Here is a 16584-nt window from a genome sequence, read left to right on the forward strand (position 1 = left end):
GGGTGACTCAGGACTCCTGGGTGATGGAGACGAGCACATCGTCCCCTTGGATCTGTACGGGGTATACGGGGACGGGGCGCGTCGCGGGCAGTCCGGACGGCTTGCCGGTGCGGAGGTCGAAGGCGGAACCGTGCAGCCAGCACTCGATCTGGCAGTCCTCCACCTCGCCCTCCGAGAGGGAGACATTCGCGTGGGAGCAGATGTCGTGGATCGCGAAGACTTCGCCCTCGGTGCGCACCACCGAGACCGGCACGCCGTCGAGCTCCACCCGCTTGGGGGTGTCGTCCTCCAGCTCGCTCAGCCCGCAGGCGCGGACGAAACCACTGCTCATCAGACGGACGCCTCCAGCTCTTCCTCGATCTTCGACAGGAGGCGCTCCTCCACATCCGGCAGACCGATCTGCTGGACCAGCTCGGCGAAGAAGCCGCGGACGACCAGCCGGCGGGCTTCCTGCTCCGGGATGCCGCGGGCCATCAGATAGAAGAGCTGCTCGTCGTCGAAGCGGCCGGTGGCGGAGGCGTGGCCGGCGCCGACGATCTCGCCGGTCTCGATCTCCAGGTTGGGCACGGAGTCGACCCGCGCGCCGTCCGTGAGGACGAGGTTGCGGTTCATCTCGTAGGTGTCGGTGCCCTCGGCCATGACCCGGATCAGCACATCGCCGATCCAGACGGCGTGGGCGCCCTCGCCCTGGAGCGCGCCCTTGTAGACGGCGTTCGACTTGTTGTGCGGGTTGTTGTGGTCGACCAGGAGACGGTGCTCCTGGTGCTGGCCCTTGTCGGTGAAGTACAGGCCGAAGAGCTCGGCCTCACCGCCGGTGGCCGCGTAGGAGACCCGCGGGTGGAGGCGCACGAGGTCGCCGCCGAAGGTGACGATCACGGACTTGAAGGTCGCGTCGCGGCCGATCAGCGCGTCCTGCTGGGCCACGTGCACGGCCTTGTCGTCCCAGTCCTGGACGGAGACGACTGTCAGCTTGGCGCCGTCGCCGATGACGTACTCGACATTGGCGGCGAGCACGGCGTCACCGGTGTGGTCGATGACCACGACCGCCTCGGCGAACGCGCCCAGCTCGATGACCTGGTGGCCGAAGGCCACCCCGCCCTCGCCGCGGACGGTGATCCGGACCGGCTCGGTGAGCACGGCCTCCCGGGGCACGGTGATGACCGTGGCCTGCTCGAAGGAGGAGTACGCCTGGGCGGCGATCCGGTCCACGGGGGTGCCGGCCCGGCCGAGCCGCGCGTCGTCGCGGCCGACGGTCTCGACGGTGACTCCCTCGGGGGCGTCGACCACGGTCTTCACCGCGCCGTCGCCGGCGACGGCGGTGCCGTCGTGGAGTCCGGCGAGCCGCTCCAGCGGAGTGAAGCGCCACTCCTCCTCGCGGCCGTGCGGCACCGGGAAGTCGGCCACGTCGAAGGACGGGGGCGCACTCATACGGGTGGCGACGGTCGATTCGGCGGCCACCGCGATCGCGCCGGCGGTGGTGGATCCCGCCGGAATGTTCTGAGCCTCAGCCATGGCTGTCGTCGTGCTCTCTCTCTGCCTTCTGGGTCAAGAATTCTGTCGCCGGCGGGACGGACGGCGCTCGGCCGCCCGCCCGCCGGGTCGGGTGGCGCTAGCCGACCGAGCCCTCCATCTGGAGCTCGATCAGCCGGTTCAGCTCCAGCGCGTACTCCATCGGCAGTTCCTTGGCGATCGGCTCGACAAAGCCGCGCACGATCATCGCCATGGCCTCGAACTCGGTCATGCCCCGGCTCATCAGATAGAAGAGCTGGTCCTCGGAGACCTTGGAGACGGTCGCCTCGTGACCCATGGAGACGTCGTCCTCGCGGACGTCGACATAGGGGTAGGTGTCCGAGCGGGAGATGGTGTCGACCAGCAGGGCGTCACAGAGCACATTGGACTTCGAGCCGGGCGCGCCCTCGCCGATCTCGATGAGACCGCGGTAGGAGGTCCGGCCGCCGCCCCGCGCCACCGACTTGGAGACGATGTTGGAGGAGGTGTTGGGGGCCATGTGGACCATCTTGGCGCCGGCGTCCTGGTGCTGGCCCTCGCCCGCGAAGGCGATGGAGAGGGTCTCGCCCCTGGCGTGCTCGCCCATCAGGTAGACGGCCGGGTACTTCATGGTCACCTTGGAGCCGATGTTGCCGTCGACCCACTCCATGGTGGCGCCCTCGTAGGCGACGGCGCGCTTGGTGACCAGGTTGTAGACGTTGTTCGACCAGTTCTGGATCGTCGTGTAGCGGCAGCGGCCGCCCTTCTTCACGATGATCTCGACCACGGCGCTGTGCAGGGAGTCCGAGGAGTAGATCGGGGCGGTGCAGCCCTCGACGTAGTGGACGTAGGCGTCCTCGTCGACGATGATCAGCGTCCGCTCGAACTGGCCCATGTTCTCCGTGTTGATACGGAAGTAGGCCTGGAGCGGGATGTCGACGTGGACACCCTTGGGCACGTAGATGAAGGAGCCGCCGGACCAGACCGCGGTGTTCAGCGAGGCGAACTTGTTGTCGCCGACCGGGATGACGGTGCCGAAGTACTCCTGGAAGAGCTCCGGGTGCTCCTTGAGCGCGGTGTCGGTGTCCAGGAAGATGACGCCCTGCTCCTCCAGGTCCTCGCGGATCTGGTGGTAGACGACCTCGGACTCGTACTGGGCGGCGACACCGGCGACCAGGCGCTGCTTCTCCGCCTCCGGGATGCCGAGCCGGTCGTAGGTGTTCTTGATGTCCTCGGGCAGGTCCTCCCAGGAGGCCGCCTGCTTCTCCGTGGAGCGGACGAAGTACTTGATGTTGTCGAAGTCGATGCCCGACAGGTCGGAGCCCCAGCTGGGCATGGGCTTGCGGTCGAAGAGCCGCAGACCCTTCAGCCGCAGCTTCAGCATCCACTCCGGCTCGTTCTTCTTCCCCGAGATGTCGCGGACAACGTCCTCGGAGAGGCCGCGCTTGGCCGCGGCACCCGCCGCGTCGGAGTCGGCCCAGCCGAATTCGTACGTGCCCAGCCCCTCGAGTTCGGGGTGGGCAGTCTCCGTGGGGAGAGTCATGCGGGGTTCCTCCCGGCCGTGCTTGCAGATGCTGATGGGGTGATGGTGTGCGCGGTCTCGCCGCGCGGAATGAACGTCGTGCACACACCGTCACCGTGGGCGATGGTGGCCAGACGCTGCACATGTGTGCCGAGCAGGCGGGAGAAGATCTCCGTCTCCGCCTCGCACAGCTGCGGGTACCGCTCGGCTACGTGGGCGACCGGGCAGTGGTGCTGGCAGAGCTGTTCGCCCTGCTGGGGGGTGGGAGCGCTGCGCGCCGTAGCAGCGTACCCGTCGGCGGTCAGGGCCTCGGCGAGGGCTTCGGTGCGCTTGCCGGGCGCGGCCGCCTCGATGGCCTCCCGGTACGGCTCGGCCATCGCCTCGGCCCGGTCGCGGGCGAACGCGGCGACCGCGCCCTCCCCGCCGGCGTGCCGCTCGATCCAGCGGAGGGCGTCCACGGCCAGCGAGTCGTACGACTGGTCGAAGGCGTCCCGGCCGCAGGCGGTCAGCACGAATACCTTGGCGGGCCTGCCTCGGGTGCGGGCTCCGTAAACTCGCTGTTCACGGGGCTCGACGATGTTCTCGGCGACCAGGGTGTCGAGATGCCGGCGGACGGCGGCCTGGGTGAGACCCAGCCGCGCCGCGAGGTCGGCCACGGTGGACGGGCCGTGATCCAGCACGGAGCGCGCGACCCGATTGCGCGTCGGATGATCGGCGCGCGACCCGGTCGCGAGATCCTCCTGAGGAACCGCGCCGACGTATTTCACAACACCATTGTTGCGTAATTCGGCGGGGGGTGACAACCGTCACCGGTACCCGGGCGCGGTGCGCTTCGTCACTTAGGGTTACCTAAGCAAGCCGTCGACCGAGGGCCCTCGCACCCCCTCCGGCCAGCGGTTTCCTCCCCGAATCCGGGGTCCTCGGGGGCCGCTCCGCAGGGGGTCCCGGCAGCCGGGGAACTCCCGCGATCCGCCATCGCCCCACCGGGGGCGCGCACCGGCGGCACCGGGCGCCCGCCTAGAATTCCCGGCATGCCCAACGAGCCCGTCGTCCACATCCGTGGCCTGGTCAAGCGGTACGGCTCCAAAACCGCGGTGGACGGCCTCGATCTCGATGTCGCCCCCGGTCTGGTGACCGCGGTCCTCGGCCCCAACGGAGCCGGCAAGACCACCACCATCGAGACCTGCGAGGGCTACCGCCGCCCCGACGCGGGCACCGTGCGCGTCCTCGGGCTCGACCCCGTCGCCGACGCCACCGCGCTGCGGCCCCGGGTCGGGGTGATGCTCCAGTCGGGCGGGATCCCCTCCGGGGCGCGCGCCGACGAGATGCTGCGCCACATGGCGAAGCTCCACGCCCGCCCGCTGGACGTGGACGCCCTGATCGAACGGCTGGGCCTCGGCTCCTGCGGCCGGACCGCCTACCGGCGGCTCTCCGGCGGCCAGCAGCAGCGGCTCTCCCTCGCGATGGCGGTCGTCGGCCGCCCCGAGCTGGTCTTCCTGGACGAGCCGACGGCCGGTCTGGACCCCCAGGCCCGCCGCGCCACCTGGGAGCTGGTCCGCGAGCTGCGCTCGGACGGTGTCTCCACTGTGCTGACCACCCACTTCATGGACGAGGCCGAGGAGCTGGCGGACGACGTCGCCATCATCGACGCGGGCCGGGTCATCGCCCGGGGCACCCCCGAGCGGCTGTGCCGGGGCGGCGCCGAGAACACCCTGCGCTTCACCGGCCGCCCGGGGCTGGACGTCGGCGCCCTGCTCAAGGCCCTCCCCGACGGCACGGAGGCGGCCGAGCCGACCCCGGGCGCGTACCGGATAGCGGGCCGCGTCGATCCCCAGCTGCTGGCCACGGTCACCTCCTGGTGCGCGCAGCACGGGGTGATGCCGGAGGGCATCGCCGTGGAGCGGCACACGCTGGAGGACGTCTTCCTGGAGCTGACCGGAAAGGAGCTGCGCGGATGAGCGCCGGTACGTTCACGCCGTCCCCGGGGGCCGCGCCCCTGGCCCGGATGATCGGGGCGCAGGCCGCCTTCGAGACCCGGATGCTGCTGCGCAACGGTGAGCAGCTGCTGCTGACCATCGTGATCCCGTCGCTGCTGCTCGTGCTCTTCTCCACCGTCGACATCATCGACACCGGGGCGGGCGATCCGGTCGACTTCCTCGCGCCCGGCGTGCTCGCGCTGGCCGTGATGTCCACCGCCTTCACCGGCCAGGCCATCGCCACCGGTTTCGAGCGGCGGTACGGGGTCCTCAAACGGCTCGGCGCCTCACCGCTCCCCCGCTGGGGCCTGATGTGCGCCAAGACGCTCTCGGTCCTGGTGACCGAGATTCTCCAGATCACCCTGCTGGCCCTGATCGCGTTCGCGCTGGGCTGGTCGCCGGAGGGGAACCCCCTCTCCGTACTGCTGCTGCTCGCGCTGGGCACGGCGGCCTTCAGCGGGCTCGGGCTGCTGATGGCCGGAACCCTGCGGGCGGAGGCCACCCTGGCCGCCGCGAATCTGGTCTTCCTGCTGCTGCTGGTGGGCGGCGGGGTGATCGTGCCGCTGGACCGGTTCCCGGCCGGCGCCGAGTCGGTCCTGGCGCTGCTGCCGATCTCCGCGCTCTCCGGGGGACTGCGCGACGTACTGCGGGACGGGGCCGCGCTGCCCTGGTCCGAGCTGGGGATCCTCACCGTCTGGGCGGTGCTCGGACTGGGTGCCGCCGCGCGCTTCTTCCGCTGGGAGTGAGCGCCACCGGGCCCCGTTCCCGGAGGCCGCGGCGCCGGGAGGTGCCGACCGGTGTCTTCCGCTCGTGCCCGGGCTCGCGCCACTATGAGCCTGCGCAAGATCGGGCTCCCGGTCCGCGCGTGGGGAGGTCTCGATGGGGCGGAGTGCCGCACTGCGACTGGACGAGGAGTGGAGCAGGGTCAGATCGGGCCGGGCCTGTGTGTCCCCCGGCGCGCGGGAGCGGATGCTCCGGGATCTGATATCCGCGCTCACCCCACTGGCCGAGAATGATCTGCCGCTCGCCGCGCGGCTCGGTCTGCGGTACGCCGATCTCGCCCGGCACCACTTCGACACGGGCCGCCGCGCGGAGGCGCTGATCGCCGTCCGCGAGGCGGTGCGGCGCTGTGCCGGACCGGCCGGGCACGACGCGGAGCATGCCCGCTGGTACGCCAAGACCCTGACCAGCCAGGCCCTCTATCTCGCCGAACCGCTCAGCGATGAACTGGGACTGCCCCGCTGGGCCTTCCAGCCGATCGGTGACCGGCCGCCGCCGGCCGCCCGTGCGGACGGGCTGGCGGCGCTGGCGGTGACCCGGCGGGCGATGTCGGTCTGGGAGGGGCTGGACCAGGCCGATCCGCGCAACCGCGCCGGGCTCGCCCAGTCCCGGGCCCATCTCGGGGACCGGTTCGAGGAGCTCGGGGAGCCGGTGGAGGCGGTGATCTGGGCGGTGCGCGCCGAGCGGGAGTTCCAGGAGCTGTGGTCCCGGTCCCGGAGCCGCGGCGGCCCGGCGGCCGGCTCGCTGGAGCATCTCGACGAGCAGCTGCGGCGCAGGCTGCGGCGGTGCCCCTTCGCCGGCGGGCTGACCCGGCTGCGGGCCGGCGATCTGGTCCCGGAGCGGCTGCTGCCGCTGGCGGTGGTGGCCGCGCGGATCGAGGGGGTGGAGCCGGACGGCATCGCCGAGGGGCTGCGGCTGACCGGTGCGGAGGTGCGGCGGATGCTGCGGGCGTGTTCCTGGCGGGCGGTGTGGCGGTTCGACACCCGGGACGGGGAGGGCGCTCCGTGGACTCCGATGGCCCATCCCTGGCGCGGGATGGACGCGGTCACCGACCGCAGCGCGGCGGCGTTCGCGGCCGAGCTGACCGAGGCGTTTCTGAACGGGCCGGGCAGGCCGGGCGGTTCGCCGCACTGGCGGGTCGCGGTGTGGTGGGAGGACGAGGAGCATCTCGACGGCTCGCGGTTCCGGCTGAGCCACACCCCGGCGCCGGCCGTGCCCGTCCCGTCCCGTCCGGCCGGGAACCCGCCGGGCGCGCCGGCCGCGGCCCGGGACACGGACCGCACCCCCTAGTGAAAGTTTGCACAAGGGCCCGCCTACGATGGTTGCCGTGCAAACCCCCCTCGCCAAAATCGCCCAGCGCTGGACCCCGGAACCCGCCACGGTCCGGCGCGCCGCGCTCTCCGCCGTCGTGATGACCGTGCTCATCATCGTCACCGGTGGCGCGGTCCGGCTGACCGGATCCGGTCTCGGCTGCGACACCTGGCCCAAGTGCACGGAGGACAGCCTCTTCGCCACCGCGGAGATGGGGCCGCATGCCTTCATCGAGTTCGGCAACCGGCTGCTGACCTATGTGCTGTCGGCGGCTGTCGGCTGGGCCATCATCGCGGCCCGCTCCGCCGAGCCGAGGCGCCGGAGCCTGACCCGGCTCGGCTGGGCGCAGTTCTGGATCGTGCTGAGCAATGCCGTACTCGGCGGGATCACCGTCTGGGCGGGGCTCAACCCCTGGACGGTCGCGGGCCACTTCCTCGCCGCGAACGCGCTGCTCACCGTCGCGGTGATCACCTGGCACCGGACGGGCGAGGGCGACGGCGCCCCGCGGCCGAGGGTGCCGCGGCCGGTCCGCAAGCTCTCCGCGGCGATCGTCGCCACCTCCGTGGCGCTCATCGTCCTCGGTACCGGGGTCACCGGCTCCGGCAAGCACGCGGGTGACAGCAGCGATGTTCCGCGCATGCCGTGGGACTGGTCGAACGCGGCCCATCTGCATGCCGCCGCCGCCTGGGTGCTCTGCGCGCTGGCGCTGGCGATGTTCCTGGTGCTGCGGGTGGTGGACGCCCCCGCCGACATCCGGGCCCGGGCCCGCGATCTGCTGGTCGTGCTGGTGGCACAGGGCGGTATCGGCTATCTCCAGTACTTCACCGGTGTGCCCGAGATCCTGGTGGGCGCGCACATGCTCGGCTCCGGGCTGATGTGGATCGCGGTGGTGCGGCTCGCGCTGGCCATGCGGGAGCGTCCGCCGGCCGCCGCCGTGCCCGCGGAGCCGGGCCCCGCGCTCTCCCGGGTCTGACGGCCCGCCGGAACATGTGAGAGGGACCCGGGGCATCTGCCCCGGGTCCCTTTCGTGTGCCCGGGTCCCCCGGAAATTCCCCCGGGCCGTTCAGCCGTCCGAGTCGGCGGCGGGGCCGTTCGGGGGACCTCCGAGCTGGATACCGGCCATCCGGGTCCATTCGTAGGGCCCGGTGCGGACCCGGGCGGCGAACTCGCCGTCGAAGGTGTCGTGGAGGGTGAGACCGGCCTTCTCGGCCGCCGCCGCCGCGACGGCGTGGTCGGGGGCGACCAGATCCCCCCAGGCACCGTCCCGCCCCACCAGGACGATCCGGGTGCCCGCCCGGCCGGTGTACGCGAGCTGTCCCTCGGCGCCGCCGTGCCCGCCGGCGAAGGCGGAGATCTCCCGGGCCAGCCGGGCCGCCCTGCGCTCGGCGCGCCGGTGCTCCCGGCGGGCGCGCCCGGCCCGCTTGGTGTCGTCCTTGGTGTCGTCTGCCATGGGCCGATGCTACTCGCGGGTAGGGCGAGTGGACCATGGCCGTACCGGATGAGATCGGCCACGGGCGAGAGCCGTGGCGGAGGTACGGGAAAGGGCGGGCCCGGTGCGGGCCCGCCCTTTCCGTGGGATTGAGGGTGTCTCAGCGGACGAACGGATCGACCGCCACCGCCACGAAGAGCAGCGAGACATAGGTGATCGACCAGTGGAAGAGCCGCATCTCCTTGAGCTTGCCGCCGGTCACCCCGGACTTGGCGCGGTTCTGGAGGGAGTGCGCCTCCCAGAGCCACCAGCCGCCGGTGGCCAGCGCCACCGAGGTGTAGAACCAGCCGGTGTAGCCCAGCGGGGTGAGCAGCAGCGAGACGCCGACCATCACCCAGCTGTAGAGGACGATCTGGCGGGCCACCACCCTGTTGGAGGCGACCACCGGCAGCATCGGCACACCGACACGCGCGTAGTCCTCCTTCACCTTCATCGACAGCGGCCAGTAGTGCGGCGGCGTCCAGAAGAAGATGACCAGGAAGAGGATGACGGCGGCCCAGGACATCGAATTGGTGACCGCCGACCAGCCGATGAGCACCGGCATACAGCCCGCGATACCGCCCCAGACGATGTTCTGCGAGGTCCGCCGCTTGAGCAGCATCGTGTAGACGACCACGTAGAACAGCAGTGCGCCGAGTGACAGCCACGCCGAGAGCCAGTTCACCAGCAGGCCGAACCAGAGCGTGGAGACCACCGCGAGGGTGAGGCCGAAGACCAGCCCCTCACGCGGTGAGACCATTCCGGTGACCAGCGGGCGCTGCGACGTCCGGTCCATCAGGGCGTCGATGTCCCGGTCGATGTACATGTTGAGCGCGTTGGCGCCGCCGGCGGAGAGATACCCGCCGACGCATGTCACGAGCACCAGCCACAGATCCGGTACACCTTGCGCGGCGAGAAACATCACCGGCACAGTGGTGATCAGCAGCAGTTCGATGATCCGCGGCTTCGTCAGCGCCACGAATGCCTTGACCCTGGCCCCGAACGGCCGGGCGCCGGGGCTGGTCCCCAGCACCCCCGCTGGACGGGATTCGACGGCCGTCACGCACACCCCTGACAGAGACTCCAGCAAGCTCCGGGCGCATGTGGAGATACATGAGAGCCCGGTAAACACTTGCGCGTACGACGCCACTGTAGAGGCTGCCCATGCGTCGCCCCGCACGGGGGTGGGGTCGTGTTGAGCGGTCCTCCACCGCCCATGTGTACGACTGTGTGTACCGGTCGTCCGCCACGTCGCGGGTAGGCTCGACTGCGCCCGGTACTTCCGTCGTCACCGGGTTACGACATGGAACATGTGGAGAGGAGCCCTGACCCAGGGTGAGCACCAAGCCGACCATTACCGACCTTGAGTGGACCGATCTGGACCAGCGGGCCGTGGACACCGCCCGGGTCCTGGCCATGGACTCCGTACAGAAGGTCGGCAACGGCCACCCCGGTACGGCCATGAGCCTGGCCCCCGCCGCGTACGTCCTGTTCCAGAAGGTCATGCGGCACGACCCGGCCGACGCGGAGTGGACCGGCCGCGACCGGTTCGTGCTCTCCGCCGGACACTCCTCGCTGACTCTGTACACCCAGCTCTACCTGGCCGGCTTCGGCCTGGAGCTGGACGATCTGAAGGCGTTCCGCACCTGGGGCTCCAAGACCCCCGGTCACCCGGAGTACGGACACACCACCGGTGTCGAGACGACGACCGGGCCGCTCGGCCAGGGTGTCGCCAACGCGGTGGGCATGGCGATGGCGGCCCGGTACGAGCGCGGTCTCTTCGACCCGGACGCGGCCCCCGGCACCTCGCCCTTCGACCACACCATTTTCGCCATCGCCGGTGACGGCTGCCTCCAGGAGGGCATCTCCGCCGAGGCGTCCTCGCTCGCCGGGCACCAGAAGCTCGGCAACCTGGTGCTGCTGTGGGACGACAACCACATCTCCATCGAGGGCGACACCGAGACCGCGGTCTCCGAGGACACCCTCAAGCGCTACGAGTCCTACGGCTGGCACGTCCAGCGGGTGGAGCAGCGGGAGAACGGCGACCTCGACCCGGCGGCGCTGTACCGCGCGCTGCGGGCGGCGCAGGCCGAGACCGAGCGCCCCTCCTTCATCGCGGCCCGCTCGATCATCGCCTGGCCCGCCCCGCACGCCCAGAACACCGAGGCCGCGCACGGCTCGGCACTCGGCGACGAGGAGGTCGCGGCCACCAAGCGGGTGCTCGGCTTCGACCCCGAGCAGTCCTTCGAGGTCGCCGACGAGGTCATCGCGCACACCCGGGGCGCGCTGGACCGGGGCCGCGAGGTCCGCGGCGAGTGGGAGAAGACGTTCGCCGCCTGGCGCACCGCCAACCCGGAGCGCGCCGCGGAGTTCGACCGGATCAGCGCGGGCGAGCTGCCCGAGGGCTGGGAGGAGCGGCTGCCGGAGTTCGAGACGGGCAAGGGTGTCGCCACCCGTGCCGCCTCCGGCAAGGTCCTCCAGGCGCTGGGCGCGGTCCTGCCCGAGCTGTGGGGCGGCTCCGCCGACCTCGCCGGCTCGAACAACACCACCATCGACAAGACGTCGTCCTTCCTGCCGGCGGGCAACCCGCTGCCGGAGGCCGACCCGTACGGCCGCACCGTGCACTTCGGCATCCGCGAGCACTCGATGGCCGCGGAGATGAACGGCATCGCGCTCCACGGCAACACCCGCGTCTACGGCGGCACCTTCCTGGTCTTCTCCGACTACATGCGCAACGCGGTCCGGCTCTCCGCGCTGATGCACCTGCCGGTGACCTATGTCTGGACGCACGACTCGATCGGTCTGGGCGAGGACGGCCCGACCCACCAGCCGGTGGAGCACCTGGCGTCGCTGCGCGCGATCCCCGGTCTGAACATCGTCCGTCCGGCGGATGCCAACGAGACCGCGATCGCCTGGCGCGAGATCCTGAAGCGGTACACCAAGAAGTTCGGTGTGGGTGCCCCGCACGGTCTGGCGCTGACCCGTCAGGGTGTGCCCACCTACGAGCGCAATGAGAACGCCGCCCGCGGCGGCTATGTGCTCTTCGAGGCCGAGGGCGGCGACCCCGAGGTCGTGCTGATCGGTACCGGTTCGGAGGTGCAGCTGGCGGTTGAGGCGCGGGAGCGGCTCCAGGCCGACGGGGTGCCGGCGCGAGTCGTGTCGATGCCCTCGGTGGAGTGGTTCGAGGAGCAGGACCAGGAGTACCGGGACTCGGTGCTGCCGCCCGCCGTCAGGGCGCGGGTCGCGGTCGAGGCCGGCATCGGTCTGACCTGGCACCGTTACGTGGGCGACGCGGGCCGGATCGTCTCGCTGGAGCACTTCGGTGCCTCGGCCGACGCCAAGGTGCTGTTCCGCGAGTTCGGTTTCACCGCCGAGGCCGTCACCGCCGCCGCGCGGGAATCTCTTGAGGCCGCCGCACGCTGACGCCGGTATACGGACACCGCCGACGACGGGATCCGGACTCCGCTTGACTCGGAGTCCGGATCCCGGGCCGGCACCCGGGACCCGGTTCATTTCGACTGACTACGCAGGAGATGCAACCCTCATGACAGACGCACTCAAGCGCCTCTCCGACGAAGGCGTCGCGATCTGGCTCGATGACCTGTCGCGCAAGCGGATCACCTCGGGCAACCTCGCCGAGCTGATCGACCAGCAGCATGTGGTGGGTGTGACCACCAACCCGTCGATCTTCCAGAAGGCCATCAGCAGCGGGGACGGCTACGAGCAGCAGCTCACCGAGCTGGCCACCCGGAAGGTGACGGTCGACGAGGCCATCCGGATGATCACCACGGCCGATGTCCGGGACGCCGCCGACATCCTGCGCCCGGTCTTCGACGCCACCGGCGGCCAGGACGGCCGGGTCTCCATCGAGGTCGACCCGCGGCTGGCGCACCACACGGCGGCGACGGTGGCCGAGGCCAAGCAGCTGGCCTGGCTGGTGGACCGCCCCAATACCCTGATCAAGATTCCCGCGACCAAGGCGGGCCTGCCGGCGATCACCGAGACGATCGGTCTCGGCATCAGCGTCAATGTGACGCTGATCTTCTCGCTGGAGCGCTACCGCGCGGTGATGGACGCCTACCTCGCCGGCCTGGAGAAGGCCAAGGAGCGCGGCCTCGATCTGTCGAAGATCCACTCGGTGGCCTCCTTCTTCGTCTCCCGGGTCGACACCGAGATCGACAAGCGGATCGACGCCCTCGGCACCCCCGAGGCGAAGGCGGCGCGCGGCAGGGCCGGCCTGGCCAACGCCCGGCTCGCCTACGAGGCGTACGAAGAGGTCTTCGGCTCCGACCGCTGGGCGGTGCTGGACCGGGCGCGCGCCAACAGGCAGCGTCCGCTGTGGGCCTCCACCGGAGTGAAGGACCCCGCGTACAAGGACACGCTGTACGTCGACGACCTGGTCGCGCCGGGCACGGTGAACACCATGCCGGAGGCCACCCTGGAGGCCACCGCCGACCACGGGCGGATCATCGGTGACGCGGTGCGCGGCACCTACGACCAGTCGCGTGCCGAGCTCGCGGCCGTGGAGGCGCTGGGCATCTCCTACGACGAGGTCGTCCAGCTCCTGGAGGACGAGGGCGTCGAGAAGTTCGCGGCGGCCTGGAATGACCTGCTGGCCTCGACCGAGGCCGAGCTGAAGCGCCTCGCTCCCTCGGAGGACTGACCACCGTGTCCGGTATTGGCGAAGCGAATCCGCTTCGTGACACCGCCGACCGGCGGCTCCCGCGCATCGCGGGGCCGTCGGGCCTGGTGATCTTCGGTGTCACGGGCGATCTCTCCCGTAAGAAGCTGATGCCCGCCATCTACGACCTGGCCAACCGCGGACTGCTGCCGCCGGGTTTCTCGCTGGTCGGGTTCGCCCGCCGGGAGTGGCAGGACGAGGACTTCGCGCAGGAGGTCTACGAGGCGGTCAAGGCGCATGCCCGCACTCCCTTCCGTGAGGAGGTGTGGCAGCAGCTCAACCAGGGGATGCGGTTCGTCCAGGGCGACTTCGACGACGACGAGGCGTTCGAGACCCTGAAGAAGACGGTCGCCGAGCTGGACGAGGCCCAGGGCACGGGGGGCAACTTCGCCTTCTATCTGTCGGTGCCGCCGAAGTTCTTCCCCAAGGTGGTCCAGCAGCTCAAGAAGCACGGTCTGGCCGACCAGACCGACGGCTCCTGGCGGCGCGCGGTCATCGAGAAGCCCTTCGGGCACGACCTGGCCTCCGCGGTGGAGCTCAACAAGGTGGTGCACGAGGTCTTCCCGCCCAACGAGGTCTTCCGCATCGACCACTATCTGGGCAAGGAGACCGTCCAGAACATCCTGGCGCTGCGGTTCGCCAACACCCTCTTCGAGCCGATCTGGAACCGGTCGTATGTCGACCATGTCCAGATCACCATGGCCGAGGACATCGGCATCGGCGGCCGGGCCGGGTACTACGACGGCATCGGCGCCGCCCGTGACGTCATCCAGAACCACCTCCTCCAGCTGCTGGCGCTCACCGCGATGGAGGAGCCCGCCTCCTTCGACGCCGACGCGCTCGCGGCCGAGAAGGTCAAGGTCCTGGGTGCCGTGAAGGAGCCGGGTGATCTGAGCGAGACCACCGTGCGCGGCCAGTACGCGGCGGGATGGCAGGGCGGCGAGAAGGCCGTCGGCTATCTCCAGGAGGACGGGATCGACCCCGAGTCGAAGACCGACACCTACGCGGCCGTCCGGCTGGAGATCGACAACCGCCGCTGGGCGGGTGTGCCGTTCTATCTGCGCACCGGCAAGCGGCTGGGCCGGCGGGTCACCGAGATCGCGGTGGTCTTCCAGCGCGCCCCGCACTCCCCCTTCGACCACACGGCCACCGAGGAGCTGGGGCAGAACGCCCTGGTCATCCGGGTGCAGCCGGACGAGGGTGTGACCATGCGCTTCGGCTCGAAGGTCCCGGGCACCTCCATGGAGGTGCGGGATGTGTCGATGGACTTCGCCTATGGCGAGTCCTTCACCGAGTCCAGCCCCGAGGCGTACGAACGGCTCATCCTCGATGTCCTCCTCGGCGACTCCAACCTCTTCCCGAGGGTGGAGGAGGTCGAGCTGTCCTGGAAGATCCTCGACCCGATCGAGCAGCACTGGGAGAGCAACGGCAAGCCCGCCCAGTACCCCTCGGGTACCTGGGGTCCGGTCGAGGCGGACGAAATGCTCGCACGAGACGGACGGAGCTGGCGCCGGCCATGAAGATCGACCTCACGGACACGACATCCAGCAAGATCAACAAGGCGCTGGTGCAGGGCCGCCGGGCGATCGGCACCCCGGCCGTCGGCATGGTCCTCACCCTGGTCATCGTCACCGACGAGGAGAACGCCTATGACGCGCTGAGGGCCGCCAACGAGGCGTCGCGCGAGCACCCCTCGCGCACGCTGGTGGTCATCAAGCGCGTCTCGCGCACCCCGCGGGCCCGGGCGCAGGCGCGTCTGGACGCCGAGGTGCGGGTGGGCGCCGAGGCCGGCACCGGGGAGACGGTGGTGCTGCGGCTGTACGGCGAGGTCACCGACCACGCCCAGTCGGTGGTGCTGCCGCTGCTGCTCCCCGACGCCCCGGTGGTGGTCTGGTGGCCGGTGAACGCGCCGCTGGACCCGGCGAGCGACCCGCTGGGCGCGCTGGCCCAGCGCCGGGTGACCGACACCTACGCGGGCGAGCAGCCGATCCAGGAGCTGACGGCCCGCGCGGAGACGTACACCCCCGGCGACACGGATCTGTCGTGGACCCGGATCACCCCCTGGCGCTCCATGCTCGCCGCCGCGCTGGACCAGGTGGCCTGCAAGGTCACCGCGGTCGAGGTGGAGGGCGAGGAGTTCAACCCGAGCGTGGAACTGCTGGCGATGTGGCTCGCGGACCGGCTCTCGGTGCCGGTGAAGCGGGCCCTCTCCTCCGGACCGGGTCTCACCGCGGTGCGGATGGAGTCGACCTGCGGCCGGATCGTGCTGGACCGGGCGGACGGTTCGCTGGCGAACCTCTCCATCCAGGGGCAGCCGGACCGGGCGGTGGCGCTGAAGCGGCGGGAGACCGCCGAGCTGATCGCGGAGGAGCTGCGCCGGCTGGACCCGGACGACACCTACGCGTCGGCGCTGCGGTTCGGTGTCGACCGGCTGCTGGAGACCGGCTTCGCGGCCGACGAGGCCGCGGCCGGGAAGCAGGCGGAGAAGAAGGCAGCGGCGGCTCCCGCCGCCGCTGCCGCTCCCGCCGCCGCGAAGAAGGCACCGGCCAAGAAGGCGGCGGCCAAGTGAGCACACCCCAGCTGGTGGTCCACCGGGACAAGGAGCTGATGGCGCAGGCCGCGGCGGCCCGGCTGATCACCCGCATCGTGGACGCGCAGGCCGCGCGCGGCTCGGCGTCCGTGGTGCTGACCGGCGGGCGGAACGGCAACGCTCTGCTCGCCGCGCTCGGCGCCTCGCCCGCGCGGGACGCGATCGACTGGCGCCGGCTGGATCTGTGGTGGGGCGATGAGCGGTTCCTCCCGGAGGGCGACCCGGAGCGCAATGTGACGCAGGCCCGCGCGGCCCTGCTGGACAGCGTTCCGGTGGATCCCTCCCGGGTGCATCCGATGGCCCCGTCCGACGGCGCGTACGGCGGCGATGTGGAGGCCGCGGCCGCCGCGTACGCCGCCGAGCTCGCCGCCGCGGCGGCGCCGGAGGACCACGGACAGGTTCCGGCCTTCGATGTGCTGATGCTGGGCGTCGGTCCCGACACCCATGTCGCCTCGCTCTTCCCGGAGCTTCCGGGGGTGCGGGAGACCGAGCGCACGGTGGTCGGGGTGCACGGCGCGCCCAAGCCCCCGGCGACCCGGATCTCGCTCACCCTCCCGGCGATCCGGTCGGCCCGCGAGGTGTGGCTGCTGGCGGCCGGCGAGGACAAGGCGAAGGCCGCGGCCATCGCGCTCTCGGGTGCCGGGGAGATCCAGGCCCCGGCGGCGGGCGCGTACGGCCGGGCCCGGACCCTCTGGCTGCTGGACTCGGCGGCCGCCTCCGAGCTGCCGCGCGAGCTCTATCCGCCGGCGTCCGCGTAGCGGAACACAC

At 71.1% G+C, this 16584-nt stretch carries 15 protein-coding genes; 9 read left to right on the top strand and 6 right to left on the bottom strand.

Annotation, left to right across the window (positions count from 1 at the left end; all coding sequences use genetic code 11):
- Positions 1-7: 7 nt before the first annotated feature.
- From AAFN69_RS24930 to AAFN69_RS24945, 4 genes are all read right to left on the bottom strand, one after another.
- Entirely contained in the window at positions 8-331 is a 324-nt protein-coding gene (locus AAFN69_RS24930) for a non-heme iron oxygenase ferredoxin subunit (protein ID WP_347730967.1), read from the bottom strand.
- A complete protein-coding gene (sufD, locus tag AAFN69_RS24935; RefSeq protein WP_347730968.1) occupies positions 331-1512 on the bottom strand; it encodes a Fe-S cluster assembly protein SufD in 1182 nt (393 codons plus the stop codon). The genes AAFN69_RS24930 and sufD overlap by 1 nt, the downstream gene beginning before the upstream one ends.
- 97 nt (positions 1513-1609) lie before the next feature.
- On the bottom strand, positions 1610-3031 hold the full coding sequence (gene sufB, locus AAFN69_RS24940; protein ID WP_347730969.1) for a Fe-S cluster assembly protein SufB: 1422 nt from the start codon (positions 3029-3031) through the stop codon (positions 1610-1612).
- Positions 3028-3777 (bottom strand): metalloregulator ArsR/SmtB family transcription factor, encoded by a 750-nt coding sequence (locus AAFN69_RS24945; RefSeq protein ID WP_347730970.1) that lies wholly within the window; start codon positions 3775-3777, stop codon positions 3028-3030. The genes sufB and AAFN69_RS24945 overlap by 4 nt, the downstream gene beginning before the upstream one ends.
- Before the next feature lie 264 nt (positions 3778-4041).
- On the opposite strand from AAFN69_RS24945, the gene AAFN69_RS24950 reads away from it, so the two are divergent.
- The 4 genes from AAFN69_RS24950 (at position 4042) to AAFN69_RS24965 (ending at position 8050) form a co-directional block, all read left to right on the top strand.
- On the top strand, positions 4042-4968 hold the full coding sequence (locus tag AAFN69_RS24950) for an ABC transporter ATP-binding protein (RefSeq protein ID WP_347730971.1): 927 nt from the start codon (positions 4042-4044) through the stop codon (positions 4966-4968).
- Positions 4965-5732, top strand: coding sequence for an ABC transporter permease (locus AAFN69_RS24955; RefSeq protein WP_347730972.1), 768 nt, complete (start codon positions 4965-4967; stop codon positions 5730-5732). The genes AAFN69_RS24950 and AAFN69_RS24955 overlap by 4 nt, the downstream gene beginning before the upstream one ends.
- Before the next feature lie 133 nt (positions 5733-5865).
- Positions 5866-7056: a hypothetical protein gene (locus tag AAFN69_RS24960; protein WP_347730973.1), complete on the top strand. Its 1191-nt coding sequence runs from the start codon at positions 5866-5868 to the stop codon at positions 7054-7056.
- A gap of 28 nt (positions 7057-7084) precedes the next feature.
- Positions 7085-8050 carry a COX15/CtaA family protein gene (locus AAFN69_RS24965; protein WP_347730974.1) on the top strand — a complete coding sequence of 322 codons (966 nt, stop codon included), beginning with the start codon at positions 7085-7087 and terminating at the stop codon, positions 8048-8050.
- A gap of 90 nt (positions 8051-8140) precedes the next feature.
- Here AAFN69_RS24965 and AAFN69_RS24970 read toward each other — a convergent pair whose 3' ends face one another.
- Positions 8141-8527, bottom strand: a complete 387-nt coding sequence (locus AAFN69_RS24970) for a hypothetical protein (protein ID WP_347730976.1) — start codon at positions 8525-8527, stop codon at positions 8141-8143.
- A 139-nt stretch (positions 8528-8666) separates the two neighbouring features.
- On the bottom strand, positions 8667-9608 hold the full coding sequence (locus AAFN69_RS24975) for a heme o synthase (RefSeq protein ID WP_347730977.1): 942 nt from the start codon (positions 9606-9608) through the stop codon (positions 8667-8669).
- Positions 9609-9880: 272 nt separating this feature from the next.
- Between AAFN69_RS24975 and tkt the strand changes: the two genes are divergently transcribed.
- The 5 genes from tkt (at position 9881) to pgl (ending at position 16574) form a co-directional block, all read left to right on the top strand.
- Positions 9881-11968 carry a transketolase gene (tkt, locus tag AAFN69_RS24980; protein WP_347730978.1) on the top strand — a complete coding sequence of 696 codons (2088 nt, stop codon included), beginning with the start codon at positions 9881-9883 and terminating at the stop codon, positions 11966-11968.
- Positions 11969-12089: 121 nt separating this feature from the next.
- The gene (gene tal, locus AAFN69_RS24985) at positions 12090-13208 is read left to right on the top strand and encodes a transaldolase (RefSeq protein WP_347730979.1); all 1119 of its coding nucleotides are present in this window, start codon (positions 12090-12092) and stop codon (positions 13206-13208) included.
- A gap of 14 nt (positions 13209-13222) precedes the next feature.
- Complete coding sequence (gene zwf, locus AAFN69_RS24990) at positions 13223-14746, top strand: glucose-6-phosphate dehydrogenase (RefSeq protein WP_347731077.1); 1524 nt, start codon at positions 13223-13225, stop codon at positions 14744-14746.
- On the top strand, positions 14743-15795 hold the full coding sequence (gene opcA / locus AAFN69_RS24995) for a glucose-6-phosphate dehydrogenase assembly protein OpcA (RefSeq protein WP_347730980.1): 1053 nt from the start codon (positions 14743-14745) through the stop codon (positions 15793-15795). Before zwf ends, opcA begins: the two co-directional genes overlap by 4 nt.
- Positions 15792-16574 carry a 6-phosphogluconolactonase gene (pgl, locus tag AAFN69_RS25000; RefSeq protein ID WP_347730981.1) on the top strand — a complete coding sequence of 261 codons (783 nt, stop codon included), beginning with the start codon at positions 15792-15794 and terminating at the stop codon, positions 16572-16574. Before opcA ends, pgl begins: the two co-directional genes overlap by 4 nt.
- Positions 16575-16584: the final 10 nt, after the last annotated feature.

This window comes from Streptomyces sp. CAU 1734 (assembly GCF_039888735.1).
GTDB lineage: Bacteria > Actinomycetota > Actinomycetes > Streptomycetales > Streptomycetaceae > Streptomyces.